The sequence below is a fragment of the Neorhizobium phenanthreniclasticum genome (assembly GCF_040066075.1).
GTDB classification, from domain to species: Bacteria; Pseudomonadota; Alphaproteobacteria; order Rhizobiales; family Rhizobiaceae; genus Neorhizobium; species Neorhizobium petrolearium.
In genome coordinates this window covers 1-26,644 of sequence record NZ_JBEAAL010000013.1, presented here as the reverse complement: position 1 = coordinate 26,644, position 26,644 = coordinate 1, and the positions used below count along the sequence as shown (strand labels likewise).

The following is a 26,644-nucleotide window of genomic DNA, read 5'->3' as shown; positions in this document are numbered from 1 at the left end:
GCGGGAGCCGCCTTCCTTTGGGGGTAGCGTTTGGACTGGCTGGTATTGAGCGACGAGGAATGGACGGCCGTCAGGCTCAGCCTGTGGGTGTCCAGCGTGGCGATGGTCGTCAGCCTTCCCTTCGGCATTCTCATCGCCTATCTGCTTGCCCGCGGGAAATTCTGGGGCAAGTCGATCCTGAACGGGGTCGTGCACCTGCCGCTCATCCTGCCGCCGGTCGTCACCGGCTTCATCCTGCTCATCGTGTTCGGCCGGCGCGGCGTCATCGGCGCTTTTCTTGACGAATATCTCGGCATCGTCTTTTCCTTCCGCTGGACGGGTGCGGCGCTTGCCTGCGGCGTCATGGGCTTTCCGCTGATGGTGCGCTCGATCCGACTGTCGATCGAAGCGGTCGACCACAAGCTCGAAGAAGCGGCCGGTACGCTCGGCGCCAGTCCTGCCTGGGTGTTCCTCACCGTAACGCTGCCGCTCATCCTGCCCGGCATCATCGCCGGCATGATCCTCGCCTTTGCCAAGGCCATGGGCGAGTTCGGCGCGACAATCACCTTCGTTTCCAACATTCCGGGCGAGACGCAGACGCTGTCGGCGGCGATCTATACCTTCACCCAGGTGCCGGGCGGTGATCTCGGCGCCATGCGGCTCACATTGGTCGCGATCGTCATCTCCTTTGCCGCGCTGCTCGCCTCCGAGCTCATGGCCTATCTGATCGGCAGGAGGGTCGACATCGAATGACCCTTGTCGTTGAGGCACAGCAGAAACTCGGCGGATTCACGCTTGATGCCGGTTTTACATCGGAAGGCGGCGTAACGGCGCTGTTCGGCCGTTCAGGCTCGGGAAAGACCTCGCTGATCAGGGTGATCGCCGGGCTCCTGCGGCCGGACCGCGGCCGGCTGATAATCGACAACGAGGTGCTGCTCGATACGGAAAACCGCATCTTCGTGCCGAAGCACAGGCGACGCTTCGGCTATGTCTTCCAGGAAGGACGGCTTTTTCCGCATCTCACCGTCCGCCAGAACCTCGTCTACGGCCGCTGGTTTGCATCGAAGGCTGCGCGGGGGGAGGACTTCGACCACATCGTCGACCTCCTCGGGATCGGCGCGCTGCTCGACCGGCGGCCGGGCAAGCTGTCGGGCGGCGAAAAGCAGCGCGTCGCGATCGGCCGGGCGCTCCTGTCGGCGCCGCGCCTGCTCCTGATGGACGAGCCGCTCGCGGCCCTCGACGACGAGCGCAAGGCGGAAATCCTGCCCTATCTCGAACGGCTGCGCGATGAGACCACGACGCCGATCGTCTATGTCAGCCATTCCGTGGCTGAGGTGGCGCGGCTTGCCGACCGGGTGGTCATGATGCGAGACGGCAAGGTCGAAGCGGTCGGCACTCCGTCGGATATCCTTGGCGGCTCATCCTTGCCGTCATCCGACCGCCGTGAAGCGGGTGCGGTTCTCTTCGGCACCGTGCAGTCGGTCGACACGGAACATCGTCTGGCAAACATTCGGCTTTCCACGTCGCATCTGATGGTACCGAATGCCCATGTTGAAGCCGGACGTACAGTCAGGGTGCATATTCCCGAACGCGACGTGATGGTGGCGATAAGACGGCCCGAGGGCCTGAGCGCTCTCAACATCCTCGATGGCCATGTCGCTTCGATGGAGCCGGACGGCGAGGGCATGGTCCGCATCCGCATCCGCTGCGGCGAGGATATGCTTCTCGCCCGTATCACCGCGCTCTCCGCCGAGCGCCTTGAACTCAAGCCTGGAAAGTCGATCTTCGCTGTCATCAAGACGGTGGCACTGGAGCGCTAGCGCTATCGTTCCTTCCGCCGCTGGGCACGCTCGCCTGCACGCTTGCGGCGCACTGGCTCTCCAGCCACTGAAGCATGTTACGGATTGTCGATCTTATTTGATTCTGTTTTGCAGCCGCTGCGCTGCATTGGGGATGGAGGACGTTGCTCGCGGTGCTGCCATCATCGCTTCATTCTGCAGAAACGAGGCGATGTCGCCCAGCAGCTTGAGTTCAACTTCCGCATGGACGGGATTGCCTGAAAGATTGACGGTCTCCTGTGGATCGGTTTCAAGATCGAACAGTTCCCGCTGGATTAAGCCGCCACTGGCATAGAACGTGAGCTTAAAGCGTTGGTCTCTCGCCATGGTCGCGTGCATCGGCGGGTTCCAGAAACTACCGCTGTCGTTCACGCCGGAATTGCGGTAGGCGCAGATCGCACTGCTGCGCCAGGCTGCATTCCGCAATGCCATGGCCACCAGATCCTCGCTCTCAAGGCAGGATCGCGTATCGAGGCCTGCCGCTGTGAGACATGTGGCCGCCACGTCGCGGCCTTGCGCGAGCGCGGTGCATCGGGTGCCGGCAGTGAGGTGGCCGGGCCAACGCAGCATGAGCGGCACTCCGGTGGTAGGCTCGTAGAGTGCAACGCCCTTGATGAAAAGCCCGTGATCGCCAAGCTGGTCGCCGTGGTCGGATAGGAAGATGACCAACGTGTCTTGGGCAAGGCCTGCGTCGTCCAATGCCGTCAAAACACGGCCGACCTGCACATCGAGGAAGGCAATGGAGGCGGCATAACCAAGACGGATCTTGCGTATCTCCTCCGGAGAGAAGTCTGCGAAACGTCCGAGATAGGAACCCTGCTGTTCCCGACGAACGCATTCGGGTTGCGTCGTACGCGAAACGACGGGGTCCGGAATCTTCGCGGCATCTATGCAATTCCTGAATGCGAGGGGGTAATCCTCATAGGGATCATGCGGGTCGAACAGGCTCATTAGACAGAAGAAGGGCTGCTCTTCCTCCTTCATCGACTGGACAAAGGATATGGTTCGGTCAGCCGCCCATTTGCTCATGTGCAGGGCTTCGGGGTGATGAAGTTCCTTCCGGCCGTTACTCCGAAGGGCGGCGAGGAAGTCGGGCGCCGTCTCGCGAAGCCAGGCCGCATAACCGTTGAAAGGGCTCTGAATCGAGACAGACGGTTCCAGACACCATTCGTAAATATCGAAACCGTCATGCGGATGCCGTTGATGTTCTTCCTGGACACGGCTGCTGACATGCAGCTTGCCGAAAAGCGCAGTCCGATAGCCGGCCTCCTGTCGAAGCCGTTCGGTGAACAGCACCTCGTCCGGCGGCAGGTTGTCATGCACCCGCTGCACCGCGTGGCCCGGCACGGGTTTGCCGGTGAAGATGCTGGCCCGTGAAGGCGTGCAGATCGGATTGTCGACCGTGCAGTGCTCGAATACCGCTCCAGCTTCGCCCAGTCGGTCGAGGTGAGGTGTCGGAATCCAGTCGCAGCCGTAGATGCCGAGCGTGTCTCGGCGCTGCTGGTCGGTCATGATCATCAGAATGTTGGGCGGTGTCACGGTACTTACCTCAGGATCACAGCATGATTTCTGGAAGGGCGGCTTTGGCTTTTTCCCGCAAGTCGGGAACGACCGCAGGGTCGATCCAGCGATACGGCCGGCGCAGCCGGGTGCCGACATCCGCCCATCCCCCGATCGCGGCCAGCAGCTTGTCCAGTGCTGCATTGGAATAGCCATGCATCCCTGCGAAGGGCGCAATGTGGTCCTCCAGGAAGGCGCGCAGCCGCCGCTCTATATTGAGCGCCTGATTGAGGTCGTCGGCCATGGACGAGGTCCATTGCTGTGCGCCGGATGGGCTAAGGCAGGCAACGTTCGAGAAAGCTCCGACCGCAACACCCTGTTCGACGCCTGTCGCGAGGTGATGCCCGGGGACATAGATTCCCCATGTATCGAGATGTCGGCGTGCCTGTTCGTACCACGAGGAATCCCCGTCTCCAAGTTTCACGCCGATTACCTGTGGGACCGGTTTGAGAAGGGTGGCCAGTTCGGCGGGGGCAAAGACGCGCTTGGCATGCGGCGGCTGATAGAGAATCAGCGGCACCGAGCCGGCGGCCTCGGCGGCCATCGTCAGGAAATCGGAAGCTTCCACTGTCGTCACGGGCCACCAGTCCGGAAGGATTACCTGAATTGCCTCCGGTCTCATGTCTGCTGCACGGCGTACGCGTTCCAGGGATATCCGGGAATCGGGCTGGCAGGCGCCGATCACGAAGGGCATTCCCGCATCGCTGCAGCGATCAGCCAGCAGTTGTTGGATTTGGTCGAACTCCGCCTCCATCTGATTGTGGAATTCACCGGCGGTGCCGTTGGAGTAAATGCCGTCCACTTTGGCGGCAATCAGTCGGTCGATTTCACAGGCAAGACGCGCGAAATCGATCGAGTCGCCTTCATTGATCGGCAGCAATAGCGTCGCCCAGTTTCCTCGAATACGACCCCAGCCGCCATCTCGCCGTTCGAATTTTGTGAGTGCCACACCCGCCTCCCTGTTTCGGCATGCACCTGAGGCCGCTCCCCAATCTGCGCCACCGCCGGCGGCAAGCCGGCCTTCTCTGCCAATTCCATTTATAGACTTGCAAGATATCCTACAAGTCGATATACCTCAACCATATTGGAAAGCCGGATCGCTAAAGGAGTCCTTCTTGGCCAAGCCGATAAAGCCGCTGGAGCGCCCGCCACTTCTGCATGTCAGCGTGCAGGAAAGCCTGCGCAGCTATATCGAGGACAACAATCTGACGGCTGGCGCGGCTCTGCCGCCGGAAACCTTCCTGGCGCAACAACTGGGCGTCGGGCGCAACTCCGTGCGCGAGGCAATCAAGGCGCTGGAATCGGTCGGTATCCTTGAGACGCGGCGCGGCATTGGCGTTTTTGTCAAGGAATTCTCGTTTGCGCCGCTGCTGGATAATCTCGCCTACGGGCTACAGGCGTCGTTGCGCGATGTGGAGGAACTGCTGGAAATCCGCCGCGTGCTGGAAACCGGCCTCATCGACAAGACCATACAGATGATCAGTGAGGACGACGTCGCTGAGCTTCGGCGTCTTACTGACCGCATGCGCCAGCGTGCCGAACGTGGTGAGAGTTTCGCCGAAGAGGATCAGCAGTTCCATCAGCTCCTGTTCCGCTGCCAGAACAACAAGATGCTGAGCACGCTGATCGATATCTTCTGGTCCGCTTTCTACAAGGCCTCGGGCTTTGCGAACCTGGCAAGCCCTACGCCTCTGGCGACCTGGCGCGATCACCATGAGATCGTCGAAGCCATTGCGGCAAGGGATATCGGGGGCGCCCGGAAGCGCCTGAGCGACCACTATTCAGGGATCGGGAGAGTCATTGCGAAGAACCGGCCAGAGGAGGTCGAGCCGGTTCCGCAATAAACGAAATACACAAGAGGAGGAGAACATGAATCGACGGAATTTCGGCGGCCTTCTGGCGGCGGGAGCCTTGCTTTTTTCAACGATTGCCGCAGTGATGCCTGTGCCGGCCTTGGCACAAGCGGGCAAGACCATTGTCGGTGGTTTCGATGTGGGGCCGGGCGGCTTCCAGGGCAATTTCAACCCGCTGACCGCCACCGCTGGCTTTACATGGCTGAACACCTATTTCGAGCCGCTGGTCATCTATACGTCGGACCTGTCGAAGCTCACCGGCGCACTGGCTTCGGAATTCGCCGTCGGTCAGGACAACCTGACCTACACGTTCAAGCTCGTCGATACGAAATGGCATGACGGCAAGCCTTTCACCTCGGCCGACGTCAAGTTCACCCTGGAACTCGCCAAGAACGCCGAGAGCGGCAGCATCTTTGCGGCGCGGCTTGCCGGCATTACATCGGTCGAAACCCCGGATGAACGCACGGCGGTTGTCAAGCTCAGCAAGCCGAACTCGGCGTTTCTGTCCGTGTTGTCGCAGGTCATGATACTGCCGCAACACACGCTATCGTCAGTGCCTCTCAAGGAAGTCGCCAAGAGCCAATGGTGGTCGACCAAGCCGGTCGGAACGGGTCCGTTCAAATTCGTGAAATACGTCAGCGATCAGTATGTCGAAATGGCCGCCTACGAGGGTTATCGGGGAGGCAAGCCGAAGGCGGATCGCCTGATCAACCGCTATTTCGCCAATCCTGCCGCGGCTGTCGCGGCGCTGAGAGCGGGGGAGATTCAGTTCACCTTCGCCGAACCGGATGATGCCAAGACCTTCAGCGGCAACGACAGTTTTCGGGTCATCGAAGGCGATTCCTATGTGGTCAACTATATCGGTTTCAATCACCGGGCCAAAATCTGGGATGACCTTCGCGTGCGGCAGGCTGTCATGTATGCCATCGACCGGAATGCGATCGTCTCCAGCCTTTTCGGCGGTGCAGCCAAGCTCGCCAATTGCGGCTATGTCGCGCCGCAGCTCCTTCCGAAGGACCTGACCGGCTATGCCTACGATCCCCAGAAGGCAAAGGACCTGCTGGCGGAAGCGGGCTGGGACAAGATCAACGGCGACAAGTCGATTCCGTGGCTGACCTATTACAATACACCGCAGGTCGCCAATGTCATGGCTGCGGTCCAGGCCATGCTGGCGCAGGTCGGCATCAATGTCGTCCCGCGGGCGCTCGATGTCCCGAGCTATAACGGCATCGTGCGCAGCGAAAAGTGGCAGGACTTTCCGATGATTTATGCCGGGCTGCAGAACGGGCCCAATCCGGCATCGCTCAATATCGGGTTGAACGCCGCCCAGATACCTCCATCGGGCAACAATATCATGCGCGTCGAAATGCCTGCGCTTACCGAGGCCTTGGACACGGCAATGGCGGAAACCGATCCGGCAAAAGCGGACGTCAAGTGGCAGCAGGTCTGCAAGGAAATGAATGCCGGGCTTCCCTGGGGGCCGATGTGGGTTGCGAGCCGCTATGGGGTCGCGTCGAGCAACCTCAAGGACTTCTTCTGGACGCCCGCTCCCGCCGGTGGTCCGTTCATCTCCCATCCGGAGAAGTGGGATATCGCTCCGTGATGAGCCTGTGAACCCAGATGCGGACGGCGTTCAAAACCCGTCCGCATCTCCTGCGGATCCTGTTGGTGAAACATGCTGCAATACATTCTCCGCCGTACTGCTGTCGGCCTGTTGATGCTGCTGGCCTTGACGGTTCTCATCTTCACATTGCTGCGGCTCACTCCCGGTGACCCGATCGATGCGTATGTCAATCCGTCGGTCCCCATGTCGGCATCCGATCTCCAGATACTTCGTACGCGCCTCGGCCTCGACCAGCCCTTGCCGGTGCAGTATTTCGCCTGGCTCGGGGCGGCTTTGACGGGCGATTTCGGCTATTCCATACAGTACAACGGCCAAGCGGTGCTGCCGCTCGTCCTCAGCCGTATCGGCCCGACGATCCTTCTGATGTTCAGCGGGCTCGCGATCGCGGTCATCGTCGGAATCGCAACCGGCATCTTTGCTGCGGTCCGGCGCAACAAACTGGCTGACCTCTCGCTCTCGACGGCGGCCTTCGTCGGAATTTCGAGTCCGGCCTTCCTGACTGCCCTGCTCGGGCTCTACGTATTTGCGGTGGTCCTGCGGTGGGTGCCGGCCGGCGGCATGCTGACGCCTGGCGCGCCTTTCTCGGTCGGCGATCTGCTTGCCCATCTCATCCTGCCCGCCACCCTGCTGTCGATCGGTCATGGCGCGCTGATCATGCGATACATGCGCTCTTCCCTGCTCGAAGTGCTGTCGCAGGATTATGTGCGCACGGCTCGCGCCAAGGGCGTCCGCGAATTCTGGGTCATCGTCAAGCATGCGGTCCGCAATGCACTTCTGCCGGTGATCACGCTGATCGGATCGACGATCGGCATCGCCATCGGCGGCGCGATCTTCATCGAAAGCGTGTTCGACTGGCCGGGCATGGGCCTCCTGATGATCAACGCCGTGGTCCGGCGCGACTATCCCGTGATCATGTGCGCGACACTTCTCACCGGAGCCTGCGTCATTCTCGTCAACCTGCTGACCGACATCGCCTATGCCGCTGTCGATCCGCGCATCAAGGTGGCATGAGATGGCGAGCTTGACACATACCCGCTCGGCAGGTCCCATCCGACGCGCCCTGTCCCGGTTTTTTGAGAACGGTGCGGCCGTCGCAGGCCTGGTCATCCTCGTTCCGATCCTTCTGCTCACGCTCACCTATGATTTCTGGTGGCCCTACAAGCCCAATGACATCGATCTCTTGGCGATGAACCGGGGGCCGTCATCGGCACACTGGCTCGGAAGTGACGGCGTGGGCCGGGATATCATGGCGCGGCTGCTGCAGGGCGGGCGGACCTCGCTGCTGGTCGCGACCGTCTCGATGGTGATCTCCACCTTCATCGGCTTTTTCATAGGGGCCTTGGCCGGCTTTGCAGGGCGTTTCGTCGACGGCGCTACGATGCGGTTCGTGGACCTCGCCATGACCTTGCCGCCGGTCATTTTCCTGCTGGTGCTCGCCTCGATCGTGGGCAGCGGCATTGTCCCGACGATCTTCGTGATCTCGCTGCTATCCTGGCCGGTCCTTTCGCGCATGGTACGGGCCCGGCTGCTGGAATTGCGCGAGCGCGACTTCGTCGTGGCGTCGCGCGGCATGGGCGCCGGCCTCTGGCATCTGCTGATCCGCCATGGTCTGCCCAATACGATCGATATCCTCGTCGTTTATGCCACTTTGCAGGTGGCGAGCGGGATCCTGCTGGAGGCGGGCCTTTCCTTCCTTGGCCTCGGCGTCACGCCTCCGGAAGCGAGTTGGGGCAACATGCTGAACGCCGCCCGCGCCACGCACGTACTCGAAAATTATCCGTGGCAATGGATGTTTCCCGGCGGAGCGCTCGTCGTGACCGTTCTCGCCATCAACTTCGTGGGCGACGGGCTTCGGGATGCCTTCGACCCGCGCTCCGAACTCAAGTGAAAGGTTAGAAATGCCTCTCTTTACCGGCGTCATCCCACCCGTCGTCACCCCGCTCACCGCGGCTTTCGAAGTGGACCGTCCTTCATTCACACGTGTCATAGACCACTTGCTCGAGGGCGGGGTGCATGGCCTGTTCGTGCTTGGCTCGACCAGCGAGGTTGTCTTTCACGATGAAGCCGTGCGGCGGCGCATCATCGAACATGCGGTCGAACAGGTGCGCGGCCGCGTGCCGATCCTGGTCGGCGTGATCGACCCCACGACGGAACGCGTCATTGCCCATGCAAAGACGGCACAATCGGCAGGCGCCGACGCAATCGTCGTTACGGCTCCGTTCTATGCGCGCACCAATCAATCCGAGACCATCGATCACTTCCGTTACATAAGGGAGGCGGTCGACCTGCCGGTGATCGCTTATGATATCCCTGTCTGCGTCCACACAAAACTCGAACGTCGCACCACCGTCACGCTGGCACGCGAGGGGACGATCGTCGGCGTCAAGGATTCGAGCGGCGATGACGGCAATCTTCGCTTTGTGATGGCGGACACCGCCGATCTGGCGGATTTTTTCGTCATGACCGGATCGGAGATCGTCGCCGACAGTGTCGTGAACATGGGAGCGCATGGCATCGTGCCCGGCCTCGGCAACGTCGATCCGCACGGCTATGTGCGCCTCTGGAACCTTTGCCAGGCGGGTGATTTCGTTGCGGCACGCCGGGAACAGGAGCGGCTTTGCCGGCTTTTCGAGATGGTGTGGGTCAGCCTGCCGCGGACGAGTGCGGGTTCAGCCGGAGTAGGGGCCTTTAAGACCGCCATGCGCAGGCTCGGGATCATCGACACCAACGTCATGGCCCGTCCGCAGCGATCCCTCAACGACGAAGAGGCGGCCATCATCGATGGCATCCTGCGTCAAACAGGCCTTCTGGATTGATGATGAGTGCAGTGCCGATCCTCGAAATCTCCGGATTGACCACGGTATTCCGCATCGGCGATCGCGAGATCGCCGCGGTACGGGACCTCAGCCTCGCCGTGGCGACCGGAGAAACAGTTGCCTTGGTCGGCGAATCCGGCTCGGGAAAGTCGGTGACGAGCCTCTCGATCATGGGGCTGCTGCCGCGTGGTGTCGGCCGCATCGCGGCGGGAAAGGTTCAGCTCAGGCGGAAGTCGGGAGAATTCGTCGAACTGCAAAGCCTCGGCGGCGAGGCGCTGCGCCGTGTGCGCGGCAACGATATCGGCATGGTGTTTCAGGAGCCGCTGACCAGCCTCAATCCGGTCTATACGATCGGCGAACAGATTGCCGAACCGATCCGCATCCATCTCGGCAAGTCCCACCGGGAAGCCTTGGCGGATGCCATCCAGCGGCTGGAGGATGTGGGCATTCCCGATCCGCGGCGGCGTGCCCGGCAGTATCCGCATGAGCTTTCGGGCGGCATGCGGCAGCGGGCGACCATTGCCATGGCGCTCGCCTGCAATCCGACGCTTTTGATCGCCGACGAGCCGACAACGGCTCTTGACGTTACCATCCAGGCGCAGATCCTCGACCTGCTCGGCCAGCTCCAAAAGGAACGCGGGATGGGCATGCTGTTCGTGACCCATAATCTCGGGGTCGTCGCCGAGATCGCCGATCGCGTGGCGGTCATGTACGCCGGTTCGCTGGTCGAGACCGGCAGCGTGGCGCGCGTCTTCTCCCATCCACGCCACCCTTACACCAAGGGGCTGATGCGCTCGGTGCCGCGGCTTGGAAAGGCGACGCTTCTCAAGGAAGCGGGAACGCCGCTGCCGACAATCGCGGGATCGGTTCCGAGCCTGATGAACCTGCCGCAGGGCTGTCCGTTCGCTCCACGCTGTCCTTATCGGATAGAGGCCTGCTCCGAAGCCTATCCGAAGCTCGCCGATGCCGGTGAGGGCCAGCTCAGCCGCTGCATCCGTTGGCAGGAGATCTGACCGATGTCACACGAATTTTTCCTTGAGGTCAGTGGGCTCGGCAGGGATTTTGCTCCGGTGGCATTTGCGCGCGGGCCGATCGTCCGCGCTGTTCAGGACGTCTCCTTCAGGATCAGACGCGGTGAGGTCGTCGGCCTTGTCGGCGAATCCGGCAGCGGCAAGACGACGATCGGCCGCATGGTCGCGCAACTGATCGAGCCCACTTCCGGAAGCATCCGTTTTGGTGGCGTCGAGACGGCAAGCCTGACGCGTCGCGAGCTCCGCCGCCTGCATGCGCGCGTGCAGTACATTTTTCAGGATCCCTTCGCCAGCCTCTCGCCACGAATGACGATCGGCGAAATTCTCATGGAAGGGCTCGATATTCAGCGGATCGGCAGCAAGTCGGAGCGGGCCGCGAAAGCCTCTGAGGCGCTCGCGTCGGTAGACCTGCCGCCTGATGCGATTTCGCGCTATCCGCACGAATTTTCCGGCGGCCAGCGGCAGCGCATCGGTATTGCGCGGGCGCTGACGCTCGCGCCCGACCTGATCGTCGCCGACGAGCCCGTATCGGCGCTCGATGTTTCCATCCAGGCGCAGATCGTCAACCTGCTGCGTGACCTGCAGATGCGGCTCGGCCTTACCATGCTGTTCATCGCGCATGACCTTGCCGTGGTTGAATACGTCGCCGATACCGTGATCGTGCTCTATCTCGGGCGGATCATGGAAATGGCGCCGAGCCGGGCGCTTTACGCCAGTCCGCAACATCCTTACACGCGCGCCCTGCTTTCGGCCGTTCCGTCGCCCGATCCTTCAAGGCACACCACCCGGCAAATCCTCAAGGGCGATATTCCAAGCCCTGCGAACCCTCCCAGCGGCTGCGTTTTTCGCACGCGTTGTCCGGTCGCGATCGAGGCCTGTGCGAGCGTCGTGCCGCCGCTCCGGGAAGGGGCGAAAGGGCATTTCAAGGCGTGCATCCGCGACGATCTGGACTGATCCGGCAAACAGGAAAGGTTTCTCCATGATGAAGAACTTGCTCCTTATCGGCGTCGATCAGCTTCGCGCTCAGCCTGCGGATGGTTGAGGGCATTCTGGTCGTCCGCCCGGTTCATGATCGCCGGCAAGCCCGGAGCCTACGCCGCCGCCAGAAGAGAGAAATCATCCTCAGCATCGAGCATCGTTCCACAAAGGACTTGAACAACGCTTGACAGCTTTGAAACAGGATGCATTGTAAAGCGGTTTAGTAAAGCGCTTTACAAAATTGGCAGGATAACGGTTTCCGATGTCTCCCAAGCGAGCAACAAGCCTGAAAGATGTCGCCGAAGCGGCGGGAGTATCGGTGACGACTGTCTCCCGGCTTCTGAACGGCTCGCTCGAGCTTCCCTCGGAAACAAAATTGCGCATTGAGAAGGCCATTCGGGACCTCAAGTACGAACCTAATCCGCACGCTCGCAGGCTGAGTCGCGGCCGCTCGGATACGATCGGTCTCGTCGTTCCGGACATCGCAAACCCCTTCTTCGCGACCCTCGTTTCGGCGGTCGAGGAGGAGGCCGACAAGCGCGGCCTCGCGCTGTCGCTGTATGCGACCCTCAACCGCCCCGGCCGCGAAATCTCCTACGTGACTGCGCTCGGCCGGAACCATGTCGATGGTCTTCTCTTCATAACGAACCACCCCGACAATGGCGAACTGGCTTCGCTGATCAACCAGACAGGCAAGGTCGTTATCGTCGACGAAGACGTGCCGGATGCCGTGGTGCCGAAGCTGTTCTCCGACAATGACCATGGCGGTTATCTCGCGGGACGGCATCTCGCCGATCACGGGCATCGGCGCGTCATCTATGCCGGCGGCCCTCGGGAGATGATCAGCACCCGTCGTCGCTCACAGGGTCTCGAGCGTGCGCTCAAGGAGCGGGGAGAGCCGTTTGAGGTGATACGCTACGAGGGCAGCTACACCGTGGAATTCGGCCGCGAAGCCGCACGCCGCTTCCTCGATGAAAGCATGCCGGCGACGGCAATCTTCGCCAGCTCCGACGAGATTGCGATCGGCCTCATTGAGGTCCTGCGTGCCCAGGGCGTCTCGATCCCCCATGAAGTCTCGGTCGTCGGTTTCGACGACGTCGGGCCGCTGCACCTTTTTGCTCCACCGCTGACCGCGATACGCCAGCCCGTCCGGGCGCTTGGCGAACGCGCTCTGGCGCTGCTTCTGGAAACAAACTGGCAGGAGCCGGAAAGCCTGGCCTCCGAAGAGCTTCTGCCGGTCGAAATCGTCGTGCGGAACTCCGTTGCGCCGCCGTCGAAATCATAACAGCAACGACCCTGAACCAAACAGAGGATGAACACATGACTATTCTGACACGCAGAATGTTGACCACCGCCCTGGCAGCGACCGCCTTGGCCGGCATTTCGCTCGGCTCCATGGCCCAGGCCGCCGAAAAGACCTTCGCTCTTGTCCAGATCAACCAGCAGGCGCTATTCTTCAACCAGATGAACGAAGGCGCACAGAAGGCAGCGGATGCCGCCGGCGCCAAGCTTGTGATCTTCAACGCCAACAATGATCCGGCTGCTCAAAACAGCGCGATCGAAACCTACATCCAGCAAAAGGTCGACGGCCTTGCGGTCGTTGCGATCGACGTCAACGGCATCATGCCTGCGGTGCAGCAGGCCGCTGCCGCCGGCATTCCGGTCGTCGCCATCGACGCCATCCTGCCGGAAGGCCCACAGAAGGCGCAGATCGGCGTAGACAACGCCAAGGCCGGTGCCGATATGGGCAAATTCTTCCTCGATTACGTGAAGAGCGACATGGGCGGCAAGGTGAAGTACGGCGTCGTCGGCGCGCTGAATTCCTTCATCCAGAATGTGCGCCAGGAAGGTTTTGAAAAGACCGTCAAGGGCGTCGAAGGCGTGGAGACGGCCGGTGTCGTCGACGGCCAGAACATCCAGGACAACGCTCTTGCCGCTGCGGAGAACCTGATCACCGGCAACCCGGACATGACGGCCGTCTACGCCACGGGCGAACCGGCACTGATGGGTGCCATTGCCGCCGTCGAAAGCCAGGGCAAGCAGTCCGACATCAAGATCTTCGGCTGGGACCTCACGGCGCAGGCGATCGCCGGCATCGATGCCGGCTATGTGACCGCCGTGATCCAGCAGGATCCGGCCGCCATGGGCGCGGCAGCGGTCGACGCTCTGAAGAAGATCGCGGACGGCGGCAGTGTCGAAAAGACGATCTCCGTGCCGATCACCATCGTCACCAAGGAGAACGTCGAACCCTATCGGGCCGTTTTCAAATGATCTCCGAAGGACAGCTCCCAACCGCTGTCGCAGGAGCCGGGGGAGGAGATATCCTCTCCCGGCAGTCCGGCGAGGGTGCCGTTCGCCAACCCAGGGTTTCGCTCAGGGGCATCCGCAAGACATTCGGTTCGCACCAGGCGTTGCGCGGTGTCGATCTCGATATCTATCCGGGTGAGTGCCTTGGCCTCGTGGGCGACAATGCCGCCGGCAAGTCGACGCTCACCAAGGTCATCTCCGGCACCTATATCCCGGATGACGGATCCATCTCGATCGAGGGGCAGGAGGTTCGCTTCAGCGGACCGGCCGACGCTCGCGACCGCAACATCGAAATGGTGTTCCAGGATTTGAGTCTGTGCGACCATGTCGATGTCGTCGGCAATCTCTTCCTCGGCCGAGAGCTGACGAAAGGCCCCTTCCTTGACCGCTCCCGCATGATGACCGAAGCGCGTGCCATGCTCGATGCACTCGAAATCCGCATTCCGCGCCTCGGCGCCAAGGTCGAGAAGCTCTCGGGTGGCCAGCGCCAGGCGATTGCGATTGCCCGCGCGGCCTCCTTCAATCCCAAGGTCCTCATCATGGACGAGCCGACTTCGGCCCTGGCCGTCGCCGAGGTGGAGGCCGTGCTCAACCTGATCAACCGGGTGAAGGCCAAGGGCGTCTCGGTCATCCTGATCACCCATCGCCTGCAGGATCTTTTCCGCGTCTGCGATCGTATCGCCGTCATGTACGAAGGCACCAAGGTGGCGGAACGCGACATCGGCAAGACCGACCTCCAGGATCTCGTGCAACTGATCGTCGGAGGGCAGAAACATTGACCGCCTATACCGAACGCGCGGCCGGCTCTCCGGTCGCAGACTTCCTTTCCGAACACGCACAGGTCCTGTCGATTGCCGTGTTCTTCCTCGCCTGCCTCGTCTTCTTCTCCGTCACCACGGACACGTTCCTGACGCTTGGCAACATCCTGAACGTACTGCGTCAGGCCGCTCCGATCCTCGTCGTGGCGGTGGCGATGACCCTCGTGATCATCACCGGCGGCATCGACCTGTCGGTCGGCTCGCAAGTGGCTCTGATCAATGCGGTTGCCGCGATCATCCTCGCCATGGGCTATCCGTGGCCGGTCGTGGCGGTGGGCATGCTGGCCTTCGGTGCCTTGCTCGGAATAGCGCAAGGATGGTTCGTCGCCTACCAGGGCATTCCGGCCTTCATCGTGACGCTTGCCGGTCTTTCCATCCTGCGCGGCTTTGCGCTCTACCTGACCCAGGGCTATTCGATCCCGATCAAGGACGTGCCCGGCTTCTTTGCGATCGGCCGGGGTGAATTTCTGGGCATGCCCGTGCCGGCGCTGATCGCCATCCTGGTCGCCGTTGTCGGATACGTGATCATTGCTTATACGAAATACGGCCGGCAGGTCGTTGCCGTCGGCTCGAACCTCGAAGCGGCCCGTCGTGTCGGCATGCCGGCGAAATGGATCGTGGCTTCGGTCTACATGGTGTCGGGCATCGCTTGTGCATTGGCGGGCTTGCTGATCGCCGCGCGCCTGGGCTCCGGCTCGTCCAATGCGGCGGTCGGTTTTGAACTGCAGGTCATCGCGGCCGTGGTTTTAGGCGGCACGTCGCTGATGGGTGGTCGCGGCAGCATTCTCGGAACGGTGCTTGGTACGCTTACGATCGCCGTCATCGGCAACGGGCTGATCCTGATGCACATCTCGCCCTTCTTCACGCAGATCGTGACGGGTGCGATCATCCTCGTGGCGATCTGGCTCAACACGAAGATCTTCACCACCAACTTCCGCTTCGGCAAAAAGAAGGCGTGAGGGAGCCATGATGAGAGAACGTTCCGAAGCGCACGTTCATTCGGGCAAGGTGATGACGGTGAGAGGGCCGGTCTCCGTCTCCGATCTCGGCATCACTCTTATGCACGAGCACATCCTCAACGACTGTCGCTGCTGGTGGCATGCGCCCAAGACGCCGGAGCGGCAGTACCTGGCCGAAAGCTTCGTCTGCATCGAGATCCTTGGCGAACTGCGCCAGGATCCCTTCGTCAACAAGCACAATATCACGCTGGACGACGAGCCGCTCGCCATCATGGAACTGAAGGACTTCGCCAGGCACGGCGGACAGACGGTGGTCGAGCCCACCTGCCAGGGGATCGGCCGGAACCCGCAGGCCCTGAAGCGCATATCCGAGGCCTCGGGGCTCAATATCGTGATGGGCGCCGGCTACTATCTCGGCTCCTCGCATCCCGCCAGGGTGGCGGAGATGACAATCGACCAGATCGCCGACGAGATCGTGCAGGAGGCAACCGCCGGCGTCGACGGCACCGACATCAAGGTCGGGCTGATCGGCGAAATCGGCGTGTCGTCGGATTTTACCGACGAGGAAGAGAAGTCGCTGCGGGCGGCGGCGCGCGCTCAGGTCCGCACGGGGCTGCCGCTGATGGTACACCTGCCCGGCTGGTTCCGCCTCGGCCACAAGGTGCTGAATATTGCGGAAGAGGAGGGGGCGGAGCTTCGCCACACGGTACTCTGCCACATGAACCCGTCCCATGACGACCTTGGCTATCAGGGCGAGCTCGCCGCGCGCGGCGCATTTCTCGAATACGACATGGTCGGCATGGATTTCTTCTATGCCGACCAGCAGGTGCAGTGCCCGAGCGACGAGGAGGCTGCGCGCGCCATCGTCAAGCTGATCGAGCGCGGGCATATCGACCGCATCCTGCTCTCCCACGACGTCTTCCTGAAGATGATGCTGACGCGCTACGGCGGCAATGGATACGCTTACATCCTCAAGCACTTCCTGCCACGATTGAAGCGGCACGGGGTCGCTGACGCGCAGCTCGACATTCTCATGCGGGACAATCCGAGATCGGTGTTCGAGGCCAAGGCCTCACCGCCAAAACGATGACAGAAATGGAAAGACCATGACCAAGAAAGTCCTCCTCGTCGGCGAGAGCTGGGTCAGCTCCGCCACCCATTACAAAGGCTTCGACCAGTTCGGCAGCGTCACCTTCCATCTTGGTGCCGAGCCGCTGGTGAAGGCGCTGGAAGGCAGCGAATACGAACTCACCTACATGCCGGCGCATGAGGCGGTGGAGAAGTTTCCTTTCGATATGGACGGTCTCGACGCCTACGACGCGATCATCCTATCGGACATCGGCGCCAACTCGCTGCTGCTGCCACCGGCGGTCTGGCTGCATTCGAAGACCGTGCCGAACCGCCTGAAGCTGATCAAGGCGTGGGTCGAGAAGGGCGGCGGCCTGCTGATGGTCGGCGGCTATTTCTCCTTCCAGGGTATCGACGGCAAGGCGCGCTGGCGACGCACGGCGGTGGAAGACGTGCTGCCGGTGACCTGCCTTCCCTATGACGACCGCGTCGAAATTCCGGAAGGGGCCACCGCCGTCATCACCAATGCGGATCATCCGACGGTGACCGGCATGAGGGGCGAATGGCCGCTGTTGCTCGGCGTCAATGAGGTTGAGGTACGCGATCGCGCCGATGTCGAAGTCGTCGCCCGCCTGCCGGAAGACCAGGGCGGCCATCCGCTGCTCGTCACCGGACGTTTCGGCAAGGGACGCAGCGTCGCCTGGACCTCCGATATCGGGCCGCACTGGCTGTCGCCGGCATTCTGCGAATGGGAAGGCTATGGTCGCCTCTGGAAGAACATTCTCGGCTGGCTGAGCGCGGATCGCTGAGGCGACCGCGGCTTCCGACACGGGTCAGCGGGCTAGGATCGCCCGCAACTCGTCGCTGGTTGGGAAGGCCGATCGGGTGCCGCGGCGGCTGACGGTGAGGGCGGAGGCAGCAGCGGCATGGCCGATGGCGCGTGTATCGAGTTCGACGCCGCGAAGTGCCGCGGAGGCAAGCGCGACCGCCATGAAGGTATCGCCGGCTCCGGTCGTGTCGATGACGTTGGTGGCGACGGCCGGGATGGTGGCGATTTCCCGGCCTTGGCTGGCCAGCATGGCGCCGTCGCCGCCGAGTGTCAGCACGACGTGACGCACGCCGGATTGCAGCAGCCGCTCGGTTGCGGCGTGGTCTGAGAGACCGGTGAGGCTGTGGGTCTCGCCACGATTCAGGAAGGCGATGTCGACAAGAGGCCAGAGGTCGGCGAAGTAGGGCCGGAGCGGCGAGGGGTTGAAGGCGGTGACGAGGGCGCGGCGTCGGGCTTCCTGAAGCAGGCCACGGGTCGTCGCCTCGCTGAGATTGCCCTGCAGGACCAAAAGGTCACCGGCGGCTGTGTCGAGTGCGGCAATCGCCTCTTCGAGCGCCAGCGAGCCGGCGGATTCGGTCGTGGTGACGATGGCGTTCTCGCCGTCCGGGGTGGTGAAGATGATGGAGAAGTCGCTGGAACGGCCGGCAAGCGCAACGAGCTTTGCCTCGACCGGTTCCGGCGCAAGCTGATCGCGGATGGTCTGGGCGCGGAAGTCCTCGCCCACGGCTGCGACGAGGGTGGTGGGAAGACCAGCACGGGCCATGACCACGGCCTGGTTTGCACCCTTGCCGCCGAGGTCGCGGGTTTCCTCGCGACCGAGGATGGAAGCTCCGGCTTCCGGCATGGTCGACACGGATATGGTTTCGTCGACGGCGACGTTACCGATGACATGAGCCCGTATCGGGGCACGAATATTGGCAGGCATGACTGGCCTTCGGAAAGGAATGAAAATGCAGCAGATATCGGATAACAATTCGAGCGCCATAAGGGAAATATTCGGTACTGACAAGGCGCTGATCGGAATGATCCATTGCCTGCCGTTCCCCGGCGCGCCGCGTTACCGCGGGATAGCAATGGACACGATCTACGACGCCGCGATGGGTGATGCCGAGGCACTGATCGATGGTGGAATGCATGGGCTGATCATCGAAAACCACGGCGACATTCCTTTCTCGAAGCCGGAAGATATCGGCCCGGAAACCTCTGCTTTCATGTCGGTCATCACCGACCGGATCGCCCGCGCGACCGGCATTCCGATCGGCATCAACGTGCTGGCGAACGCGCCGATCCCGGCCTTTGCCATCGCCATGGCGGGTGGTGCGAAGTTTATCCGGGTCAACCAGTGGGCCAACGCCTATGTCGCCAACGAAGGCTTCATGGAAGGCCGGGCGGCGGAAGCAATGCGTTATCGATCCCTCCTTCGCGCCGAACACATCAAGGTTTTCGCGGACAGCCATGTGAAGCATGGCGCCCATGCGATCACCGCCGATCGCACGATCGAGGAACTGACCCGCGATCTCGCCTTCTTCGACGCCGATGCGGTGATCGCCACCGGCCAGCGTACCGGCAATTCGGCGACCATCGAGGAGATCGAGACGATCGGGGCCGCAACCCATCTGCCGCTGCTTGTCGGTTCCGGAGTCACCAAGGACAATATCGTCGAGATTCTCAAGCGCACGAACGGTGTCATTGTCGCGTCCTCGCTGAAGGAAGGCGGCGTCTGGTGGAATCCCGTGGAACCGGCCCGCGTCAAGGCCTTCGTCGAAGCCGCCCACCCGGCGCTGGAGAGCTGAAATGGCCGAAACCCTGTCCGAGCAGATCCTGAGAGAAAACAAGGCCGTCTTCGACGCAATGATCGGCCATCGCTTCGTCGAAGACATCAAGGCCGACCGCCTGCCGAAGGACGTCTTTGACCGCTACCTTGTTTTTGAAGGTGCCTTCGTCGACACGGCGATCTCGATCTTTGCCTTCGCCGCCGCGAAGGCGGGGACCATCGCCCAGAAGCGCTGGCTGGTCGGCGTGCTGGACGCGCTCGCCAACCAGCAGATCGCTTACTTCGAAAAGACCTTTGCCGAGCGCGGCATCGAACCTGAAGGCTTCGATACGTCCATTCCCGAGGTCGCGACCTTCCGCGACGGCATGCTGGAGATCTCCCGTGACGGCGGCTATCTCGACACGGTCGCGGCAATGTTCGCCGCCGAATGGATGTACTGGACTTGGTCGAAGGAGGCGGCTTCTCAGCAGATCAGCGATCCGCTTCTGAAGGAATGGGTGGATATTCATGCCCATGAGGATTTTGCCGCGCAGGCGCGGTGGCTGAAGGCGGAGCTCGATCATGCAGGCGAGAGGATGAGCCCGGATGAGCGCTCGCGCCTCAGCGGTATCTTCGGCCGGGCGCAGGCGCTCGAGATTGCCTTCCACGACGCTCCCTATTTCTGATCCAGGAGGAACCCATGATCGAAATCGACGGCAGGCGCCTCAACGCCAGGCTCCAGGCCTTCGCTGCGATCGGTGGCACCCGGAAGGGCGGCGTCAACCGGCAGGCGCTGACGGAAGAGGATCGTCGGGCGCGCCGGCTGCTGGCCGAGTTGGCGTGGGCAAGGGGCTTTTCGGTCTTCCAGGATCCCATGGCCAACCTGTTCATCCGCCGCGCCGGGCAAGACGAAACGCTCCCGCCGATGCTGATCGGCAGCCATCTCGACAGCCAGCCGGCGGGCGGACGTTTTGACGGCGCACTCGGCACGCTGTCCGCTTTCGAGGTGCTGGAAAGTCTGGAGGATGCGGGCATCGAGACGGAACGCCCGGTCGTCGTTGTGGCCTGGACCAACGAGGAGGGCTGCCGTTTTGCGCCGGGCTGCATGGGGTCCATGGCCTTCGCTGCCGGCGAGATACCGGCGGAATGGCAGCAGAAGCTCGCGACCGATGGCGCTGCCTTCGCTGGAGAATTGAAGGCGACGATCGAAAGCCTGCCGCGGGCGCAGATGCTTCCTTTGGGCTTTCCCATCCATGCCTAGCTCGAAGTCCATATCGAACAGGGACCGTCGCTGGAAGCGGGCGGCATTTCCATTGGGGTGGTGACCGGAATCCAGGGCACACGTTGGCTGAACGTCGAAATTACCGGTCAGACGGCGCATGCCGGAACCACCGGATTGGCTTATCGGTGCGATCCGTTGCGCGCTCTGACCACCGCGCTTTCCGGTCTCTACGAGACGATCATGCCTTCGGACCCGGATGCTCGCTTCACCATCGGCCGCATTTCGGTCGAGCCCGGCTCGGTGAACGCGATTCCGGACAAGGCTTGCTGCACCGTGGATATCCGGCATCCTGATCCGGCCCGGCTGGACGAGTTCGAACGCTCGATTGCATCGAGCGTCACGACGGAAGCCGAGCGCCAGCGCTGCACGGTTGCGATCTCGCGATCTTTCGATATGCTGCCCTGCACCTTTGCCGCCGACCTGCAGCAGGTAGTCGAACGGGCCGCTGCCGAAAGAGGCCTCGAAAGCATGAACATGTTGTCCGGCGCCTTTCACGACGCTTTGTTCGTCAACCGCGTTGCGCCGTCGGCGATGATATTTGTTCCGTGTCGCGACGGCCTGAGCCACAACGAGGCGGAACATGTCGAACCCGAGCATATCATTGCCGGCTGTCAGGTGTTGGCTGAAGCGACGCTGCTCCTGGTCTCGACCGCCGACTCGTAATGCTGCTTTTGCAGCTGAGTTGACATGATGTCCGCCCGCAAAACCACCGGAAGCCGAGGGGAGCCCTCGACTTCTGGTGGTCGACCATATCTGCATCGACTATCTGTGCCAGGCACCCGTCCTGCCCCATCGCCGCCTTACCTCCAGTCGCGCCGATGCCGCTCCCGCCAGCTGTGCTCACGCCAGTGGCGACGCGGATGGTGACCATGATGCCAGCCTCGCGGGCGATCCCATCCGTAGTGACGACGTGGCGGTGAGCGCCAACGGTTCGGCCTGCATTCGCCCCAGCGGTTCAAGTGATATCCACGGCCACATGCCCAATCGACGCTGACCACAGGCGATGCCGCTGGCGCCCTCACATGTCCGATGGGCATCGCGTTCGTGGCCGTCCCGATGAGGGAGCCTGCAATCATGACAGCAGTGATGATGATGATACGCATATGTCTGCCTCCTATTGGATGGAGACATTTCGCGCCAGGACCGCTGAATGGCGGCTGAATCGGGCGTTCATCTCGGAGCTAACTGGTTTTGCGCTGGCGCAACCGCCGCTATCAGGCGAGCCGTTTAGGCTGGAATGTGCCTCGCAGGCAATTGAACTGCACTTGTTCTTAGGCGACAGGAAGCGTTTCAGCCGTCGGTCGATATCGTGATCGACTTCCAGGTATCGATTTCGTTCTGAAGCCGCTGTATTCTCTCAGATACGAGCTCGAGGGCGTCGCTGCCGAGCAGGAGTTGCGGCGGCGGTGCATCAGATTCGATCAGCCTCAGAACGGCCTCTGCGAGCTTGCCGGGATCGCCGAGTTGTTTGCCGCTTTTGGCTTGACGTGCCTCGCGGATCGGATTGAAGAGCTTATCATACTCCGCAATCGAACGTTCTGTCCGGACCATCGAGCGCCCGGCCCAGTCCGTGCGGAATGAGCCCGGGCAAAGCGCCGTGACATGGACGCCAAACTGCGCCATTTCCGAGCGCATGACCTCAGAGATACCCTGTAGGGCGAATTTACTGCCACAGTAGTAGGCGATACCGGGCATGGTGATCATGCCGCCCATGGAGGTTACATTGACTATGAAGCCGCGGCGTCTTTCCCGGAATCTCGGCAGAAAGGCTTTGGCGACCGCAACAGCGCCGAAGACATTGACATCAAACTGCCGTCGCATCTCTTCGAGCGGCGATTCTTCGAGAACACCTTCGTGACCATAGCCGGCGTTGTTGATCAGAACATCCACCGGTCCATGGTCTTTCTCCACCTGATCGACCACGCCGGATATCTTCTCGAACTCCGTCACATCCAACTCGACGGGAATTAGCGAAGGCAAGCTTTCGGCGAGGCTCGTGCGCGCGGCATTTGAACGAGCGGTGCCGATGACGGCGTGGCCAGCCGTGCTGGCAGCCGTAGCGATCGCGAGGCCGAAACCGGAATTGGCGCCGGTAATGAAGAAGGTCTTTTTTGACATCATGCGAACTCTCTTCTTGATTGATGAAGTTCTTGACAATTAATATCCACGACTGTGCAGTTCGACTGCAAATCCTCTGAACATCTTGCCAAATCCTATGATCCCGCTCGGCAAACAATCATCACATGCAGCCCTGCTGGATCTCGCTTCCCGACTTGCGCCGCAGCAGGGATACAACCCTACTGGCCTCCGGGAGGTGAGGCTGCTGAGGACGGAGGCGGTCCTGCGCGACATCCCTGTCCTCTACAAGCCAGGGGCGGTCTTCGTGCTGCAGGGGCGCAAGCAGGGAATCCTCGACGACGAGGTCCTTGTCTATGACGAGGAGCACTATCTGGCAGTTTCGGTGCCAGTGCCATTTCGCATGGAGTCTGTAGCGACCACTGAGCGGCCGCTGCTCGCGATCTATGTCGAATTCGACATGCAACTCGCGGCTGAACTGGCCTCGGCAGCTGCCGGCTGGGGCTTCAGCGCGGGACTGAAAAGAGCGAGGGCACTTGTATCCAGCAGGATGGACGCTTGCATGGAGGATGTGCTCCTGCGTCTGCTGTCGGCACTTTGCGACCCGATGGAAACCGCGATTCTCGGTGCAGGCATACTGCGCGAACTGCATTACCGGGTGCTGACCGGCCCGCAGGGAGATGCGATGCTCAATGCTCTGGAAAAAGACAGTGCCTCGGGGAGGATTGTGCAGAGCCTCGTCCGCTTGCGCGACACCTATAATGCAGAAATCTCGGTGCCGGCGCTCGCCGCAGAAGCCGCAATGAGCGTACCTTCCTACCATGCACATTTCAGGGCGCTCACCGGTAGCAGCCCGATGCAATACGTCAAGGCTATCCGTCTGCATGAAGCGCGGTTGATGCTGGCGCGTGGTGAGAAGACGATTGCGCAGGTGGCGCTCTCTGTCGGCTATGTCAGCCCTGCGCAGTTCAGCCGCGACTTCAGGCGATATTTCGGGCGCACGGCCTCGGAAGAGGTGAAATGGGTCCGTGAGCATATCGGTGAACTTGCCACGGGCCCTCCGGCATGAAGGCGGCTATCTGACCGTCATAAAGCCGGCGCCGCGGAAACAGAAACGCGTCCTGCATTGCCCTGCGCACTCAGCCAGTCATCAACGTCCCCCAGTTCCGATACAGGATGTAAGCCGCGACCACAAAGATAAGGGCTGCGAACAGGCGGTTGAGGATGTTCTTGTAGGCGCTGAGCCGTGTGGCGAGCAGCATGCCGAGCACGCCGCCGATGATGCCGCCGCCGATGAATTCGGTCGCGAGCCACCAGTCAATCAGGCCCGAGCTGGCATAGTTGAGTGCGGTCGCCAGTCCGAACGCACCGACGGAAAGGAGCGAGGTGCCGATCGCGTTGATCATCGGCATGCCCGTTGCCAGCATGAGGCCGGGAACGATCAGGAAGCCCCCGCCGATCCCGAAGAACCCGGAGGCCGCGCCGGCTGCGAGTGCCACGGCCGCGGTTATGAGGCACATCCTGAGGTCCACGGGGCGACAGTCGACTGCCACCGCCTTCCTGGGCTTCAGCATCAGGACGCCGACGACAACCATCAGGATGCCGAACATGAAGATCAGGCGGTCTCCGTCGATCGCCTTGCCGAGGCTGGAGCCGGCAAGGGCGCCGACAACGCCGAGCGCGGAGAAGACGGCGGCGCAGCGCCACCAGACGTGGCCTTTGATCGCGTGGCTTGCAAAGTTCGCGAAGGCACTCACCGAGACCGCAAGCGCACCCGTGCCGATGGCGACATGCGGTTGCGTCACGCCGACGACGTAGAGGAGCAGCGGCGTCGCCAGAATGGACCCGCCGCCGCCAAGCAGGCCGAGCATGAAGCCGACGACCCCGCCCGAACCGACCGCCGCGAGGATGGAGCTGGTTACGAACATCTGGTCCATACTCTGTCAGCCGCCGGCCAGGGACAGACGCCGCCGATCCATCCGATCCGCTGGGCAAGATGCCCGACGACGCCCTTGATGCCGGCCACGCGGCTGTTCAGAAGCTGAAGCCTGACCGCGGAGGTGCCAATCAGCATGCCGTCACTCAATGATGAGAGGTATGTGCTCACTTGTCTTCATTCACGCAGTAGATGTCATAGAGGGCTGCGACCAGTTGCGCGGCCTTTTCCTCCGTCAGGCGATAGAAGATCTGTTTGCCCTCCCGCCGCGTCTCGACGATGCCGGAACCGCGCAGCACGGTCAGGTGCTGCGACAGATGCGGCTGATGGACGTCGACCTTCTCTTCCAGCTCACCGACCGAATACTCGCCTTCCACCAGAGTGCAGACGATCACCAGACGTGCCGGATGGGACAGTGTCTTCAAGAGGTTCGCGACCTCCCCGGCGCGCCTGGCAAGGTCGGCGGGGGATGGCCCCGCCTTCAGCATGTCGTTTTTCGGGGCGCTCATTCCCAAGCCGCTCCCTGCAAAGCATCCAGCGGAAACTTGAGGTAGCGCTTGCCATTGCTCTCCGGTTCCGGCAGGCGACCGCCGCGGATATTTACCTGCAAGGCGTGCAGGATGAGCTTCGGCATCGGCAGGGTCTTGTCGCGCTTGGTGCGCAATGCCACGAACGCCTCCTCCGTCACACCGGCGACGTGCGGATTGGATTTCTTCTGCTCTGCTACCGTGCTCTCCCATCGCGGTGCGCGGCCATCGGGCTGGTAGTCGTGGCCCGTGAATATCCGGGTTTCGTCCGGAAGCGCCAGGATGTCCTGGATCGACTTCCACAGTATTCGCGCATCGCCACCGGGAAAATCGGCTCGCGCCGTGCCGCTGTCGGGCATGAAGAGCGTGTCGTGCACAAAGGCTGCGTCGCCGATCACGTAGGTGATCGATGCAAGCGTATGTCCAGGCGAAAACAGCACCTTCGCGTCGATCGAGCCGACCTTGAAGGCTTCACCATGGGAAAACAGCCGGTCCCATTGCGAACCATCCGTCACCAGTTCCGGCCAGTTGTAGATGCCCTTCCAGAGCTTCTGCACATCCACGACGCGCTCGCCGATCGCCGTTCGGGCGCCGGTCTTATCCTTCAGGTATTGAGCCGCCGAGAAGTGGTCGGCATGTGGATGCGTGTCGAGGATCCATTCGACCGTAAGATTGTTGTCGCGGACGTAGTCCAGGATCGCATCGGCATTGGTGGTCGCCGTCGCTCCCGCCTTCTCGTCGAAATCCAGAACCGGATCGATGATCGCGCACTTGCCGGTGGCCGGATCGGACACGACGTACTGGACACTCCACGTGCGCCTGTCGAAGAAACCTTGCACCTGCGGGCGTCGGGCAGCATGCTTATCGAGCCAGGCGGCAGCGGCGCTGGTATTGAAACCGCGGCTGCGTCCGAACTCGACGACCTCGCCGGCCGACATGCGACCGTCAAGCACCTCACCGATCAGGTAAAGGTTGAGCGAGCGCGTGCCGCTCTTGCAGTGAGCGAGCACAGGTCCGTCCGATTCATCGATCACCCGCTGGACGGCACGCACGTCGGCTTCGGTGATCGTATCGGCCGTGACCGGGATGAAGGCGTAGGAGAGGCCGCAGTGTTTCGCCTCCTGCTGTTCGGCTTGATTGCCTGGTTGACCAGGCTCTTCGCGTTCCAGGCGGTTGTTGATGAGCGTCAGGAAGCCCTGATCCCGAAATGATTGAATCTCCGCGAGGCTGGGCTGGGCGGCGACCGACAGCTTTTTCGAGATCTCGATGGCAGACATGAGTGGCTCCAATGAAAGAACACAAGGGGCAAAACACCTTCGGTTGGCGGCTTTTCCTTGGGTTCGGTTATGTTTTGACCGGCGTTTTGACCGATCGGCTAAATCTCTTCCCTCCGCTGGACAGGTTGTTCCC

Annotated in this window: 26 protein-coding genes and 2 pseudogenes; 19 read left to right on the top strand and 9 right to left on the bottom strand. The window is 61.8% G+C overall.

Annotated features, from left to right (window positions below):
• The first annotated feature begins 30 nt into the window (after positions 1–30).
• A complete protein-coding gene (gene modB, locus ABK249_RS17715) occupies positions 31–732 on the top strand; it encodes a molybdate ABC transporter permease subunit (protein ID WP_037145318.1) in 702 nt (233 codons plus the stop codon).
• The gene (gene modC / locus ABK249_RS17710) at positions 729–1,799 is read left to right on the top strand and encodes a molybdenum ABC transporter ATP-binding protein (RefSeq protein WP_348863521.1); all 1,071 of its coding nucleotides are present in this window, start codon (positions 729–731) and stop codon (positions 1,797–1,799) included. Before modB ends, modC begins: the two co-directional genes overlap by 4 nt.
• Positions 1,800–1,892: 93 nt before the next feature.
• Here the strand turns inward: modC and ABK249_RS17705 are convergent, their stop codons facing one another.
• Together ABK249_RS17705 and ABK249_RS17700 are read right to left on the bottom strand one after the other, a co-directional pair.
• Positions 1,893–3,356 (bottom strand): sulfatase family protein, encoded by a 1,464-nt coding sequence (locus ABK249_RS17705; RefSeq protein WP_348863520.1) that lies wholly within the window; start codon positions 3,354–3,356, stop codon positions 1,893–1,895.
• Positions 3,357–3,372: 16 nt separating this feature from the next.
• On the bottom strand, positions 3,373–4,326 hold the full coding sequence (locus tag ABK249_RS17700) for a dihydrodipicolinate synthase family protein (protein ID WP_348863519.1): 954 nt from the start codon (positions 4,324–4,326) through the stop codon (positions 3,373–3,375).
• 166 nt (positions 4,327–4,492) lie between these two features.
• On the opposite strand from ABK249_RS17700, the gene ABK249_RS17695 reads away from it, so the two are divergent.
• From ABK249_RS17695 to ABK249_RS17635, 13 genes are all read left to right on the top strand, one after another.
• Positions 4,493–5,221: a FadR/GntR family transcriptional regulator gene (locus ABK249_RS17695; protein ID WP_348863518.1), complete on the top strand. Its 729-nt coding sequence runs from the start codon at positions 4,493–4,495 to the stop codon at positions 5,219–5,221.
• Positions 5,222–5,246: 25 nt separating this feature from the next.
• Positions 5,247–6,833, top strand: coding sequence for an ABC transporter substrate-binding protein (locus ABK249_RS17690; RefSeq protein WP_415926446.1), 1,587 nt, complete (start codon positions 5,247–5,249; stop codon positions 6,831–6,833).
• 72 nt (positions 6,834–6,905) lie between these two features.
• Entirely contained in the window at positions 6,906–7,865 is a 960-nt protein-coding gene (locus tag ABK249_RS17685) for an ABC transporter permease (protein WP_227705734.1), read from the top strand.
• A complete protein-coding gene (locus ABK249_RS17680; protein WP_200883900.1) occupies positions 7,831–8,742 on the top strand; it encodes an ABC transporter permease in 912 nt (303 codons plus the stop codon). Before ABK249_RS17685 ends, ABK249_RS17680 begins: the two co-directional genes overlap by 35 nt.
• Positions 8,743–8,752: 10 nt before the next feature.
• Positions 8,753–9,670: a dihydrodipicolinate synthase family protein gene (locus tag ABK249_RS17675; protein ID WP_348863517.1), complete on the top strand. Its 918-nt coding sequence runs from the start codon at positions 8,753–8,755 to the stop codon at positions 9,668–9,670.
• A 2-nt stretch (positions 9,671–9,672) separates the two neighbouring features.
• A complete protein-coding gene (locus tag ABK249_RS17670; RefSeq protein ID WP_348863530.1) occupies positions 9,673–10,683 on the top strand; it encodes an ABC transporter ATP-binding protein in 1,011 nt (336 codons plus the stop codon).
• A 3-nt stretch (positions 10,684–10,686) separates the two neighbouring features.
• A complete protein-coding gene (locus ABK249_RS17665; RefSeq protein WP_348863515.1) occupies positions 10,687–11,655 on the top strand; it encodes an ABC transporter ATP-binding protein in 969 nt (322 codons plus the stop codon).
• 286 nt (positions 11,656–11,941) lie between these two features.
• Positions 11,942–12,964, top strand: a complete 1,023-nt coding sequence (locus ABK249_RS17660; protein ID WP_037145335.1) for a LacI family DNA-binding transcriptional regulator — start codon at positions 11,942–11,944, stop codon at positions 12,962–12,964.
• 35 nt (positions 12,965–12,999) lie between these two features.
• Entirely contained in the window at positions 13,000–13,950 is a 951-nt protein-coding gene (locus tag ABK249_RS17655) for a substrate-binding domain-containing protein (protein ID WP_037145337.1), read from the top strand.
• Positions 13,947–14,765, top strand: coding sequence for an ATP-binding cassette domain-containing protein (locus tag ABK249_RS17650; RefSeq protein WP_037145339.1), 819 nt, complete (start codon positions 13,947–13,949; stop codon positions 14,763–14,765). Before ABK249_RS17655 ends, ABK249_RS17650 begins: the two co-directional genes overlap by 4 nt.
• Positions 14,762–15,763, top strand: coding sequence for an ABC transporter permease (locus ABK249_RS17645; protein WP_348863514.1), 1,002 nt, complete (start codon positions 14,762–14,764; stop codon positions 15,761–15,763). Before ABK249_RS17650 ends, ABK249_RS17645 begins: the two co-directional genes overlap by 4 nt.
• 10 nt (positions 15,764–15,773) lie before the next feature.
• Complete coding sequence (locus tag ABK249_RS17640; protein ID WP_415926448.1) at positions 15,774–16,853, top strand: phosphotriesterase family protein; 1,080 nt, start codon at positions 15,774–15,776, stop codon at positions 16,851–16,853.
• 16 nt (positions 16,854–16,869) lie between these two features.
• Positions 16,870–17,640 carry a glutamine amidotransferase gene (locus ABK249_RS17635; protein ID WP_348863512.1) on the top strand — a complete coding sequence of 257 codons (771 nt, stop codon included), beginning with the start codon at positions 16,870–16,872 and terminating at the stop codon, positions 17,638–17,640.
• Between the two features lie 24 nt (positions 17,641–17,664).
• On the opposite strand, the gene ABK249_RS17630 is transcribed toward ABK249_RS17635, so the two are convergent.
• Complete coding sequence (locus ABK249_RS17630) at positions 17,665–18,561, bottom strand: PfkB family carbohydrate kinase (protein WP_227705891.1); 897 nt, start codon at positions 18,559–18,561, stop codon at positions 17,665–17,667.
• Positions 18,562–18,610: 49 nt separating this feature from the next.
• Here ABK249_RS17630 and ABK249_RS17625 point away from each other — a divergent pair, with 49 nt between their 5' ends.
• The 3 genes and pseudogenes from ABK249_RS17625 (at position 18,611) to ABK249_RS17615 (ending at position 21,358) form a co-directional block, all read left to right on the top strand.
• On the top strand, positions 18,611–19,453 hold the full coding sequence (locus ABK249_RS17625; RefSeq protein ID WP_348863511.1) for a BtpA/SgcQ family protein: 843 nt from the start codon (positions 18,611–18,613) through the stop codon (positions 19,451–19,453).
• 1 nt (position 19,454) lies between these two features.
• On the top strand, positions 19,455–20,099 hold the full coding sequence (locus ABK249_RS17620) for a TenA family protein (protein ID WP_348863510.1): 645 nt from the start codon (positions 19,455–19,457) through the stop codon (positions 20,097–20,099).
• 14 nt (positions 20,100–20,113) lie between these two features.
• Positions 20,114–21,358: pseudogene (locus ABK249_RS17615) on the top strand (Zn-dependent hydrolase).
• 137 nt (positions 21,359–21,495) lie between these two features.
• Here the strand turns inward: ABK249_RS17615 and ABK249_RS33935 are convergent.
• Together ABK249_RS33935 and ABK249_RS17610 are read right to left on the bottom strand one after the other, a co-directional pair.
• A complete protein-coding gene (locus ABK249_RS33935; protein WP_415926447.1) occupies positions 21,496–21,732 on the bottom strand; it encodes a GCG_CRPN prefix-to-repeats domain-containing protein in 237 nt (78 codons plus the stop codon).
• 253 nt (positions 21,733–21,985) lie between these two features.
• On the bottom strand, positions 21,986–22,813 hold the full coding sequence (locus ABK249_RS17610) for an oxidoreductase (protein ID WP_348863529.1): 828 nt from the start codon (positions 22,811–22,813) through the stop codon (positions 21,986–21,988).
• Positions 22,814–22,910: 97 nt separating this feature from the next.
• On the opposite strand from ABK249_RS17610, the gene ABK249_RS17605 reads away from it, so the two are divergent.
• On the top strand, positions 22,911–23,840 hold the full coding sequence (locus ABK249_RS17605) for an AraC family transcriptional regulator (protein ID WP_227705893.1): 930 nt from the start codon (positions 22,911–22,913) through the stop codon (positions 23,838–23,840).
• A gap of 70 nt (positions 23,841–23,910) precedes the next feature.
• Here the strand turns inward: ABK249_RS17605 and ABK249_RS17600 are convergent, their stop codons facing one another.
• The 4 genes and pseudogenes from ABK249_RS17600 to blh all read right to left on the bottom strand — a co-directional run bounded on the left by ABK249_RS17600 (position 23,911) and on the right by blh (position 26,511).
• Complete coding sequence (locus tag ABK249_RS17600) at positions 23,911–24,699, bottom strand: sulfite exporter TauE/SafE family protein (protein ID WP_407722189.1); 789 nt, start codon at positions 24,697–24,699, stop codon at positions 23,911–23,913.
• 50 nt (positions 24,700–24,749) lie between these two features.
• Positions 24,750–24,878 (bottom strand): annotated as a pseudogene (locus ABK249_RS17595) (YeeE/YedE family protein); the annotation flags it as partial.
• Complete coding sequence (gene bigR / locus ABK249_RS17590) at positions 24,875–25,216, bottom strand: sulfite-sensing transcriptional repressor BigR (protein WP_348863509.1); 342 nt, start codon at positions 25,214–25,216, stop codon at positions 24,875–24,877. The pseudogene ABK249_RS17595 and the gene bigR, both read right to left, overlap by 4 nt.
• Complete coding sequence (gene blh / locus ABK249_RS17585) at positions 25,213–26,511, bottom strand: bifunctional sulfur transferase/dioxygenase Blh (RefSeq protein WP_348863508.1); 1,299 nt, start codon at positions 26,509–26,511, stop codon at positions 25,213–25,215. The genes bigR and blh overlap by 4 nt, the downstream gene beginning before the upstream one ends.
• Positions 26,512–26,644: the final 133 nt, after the last annotated feature.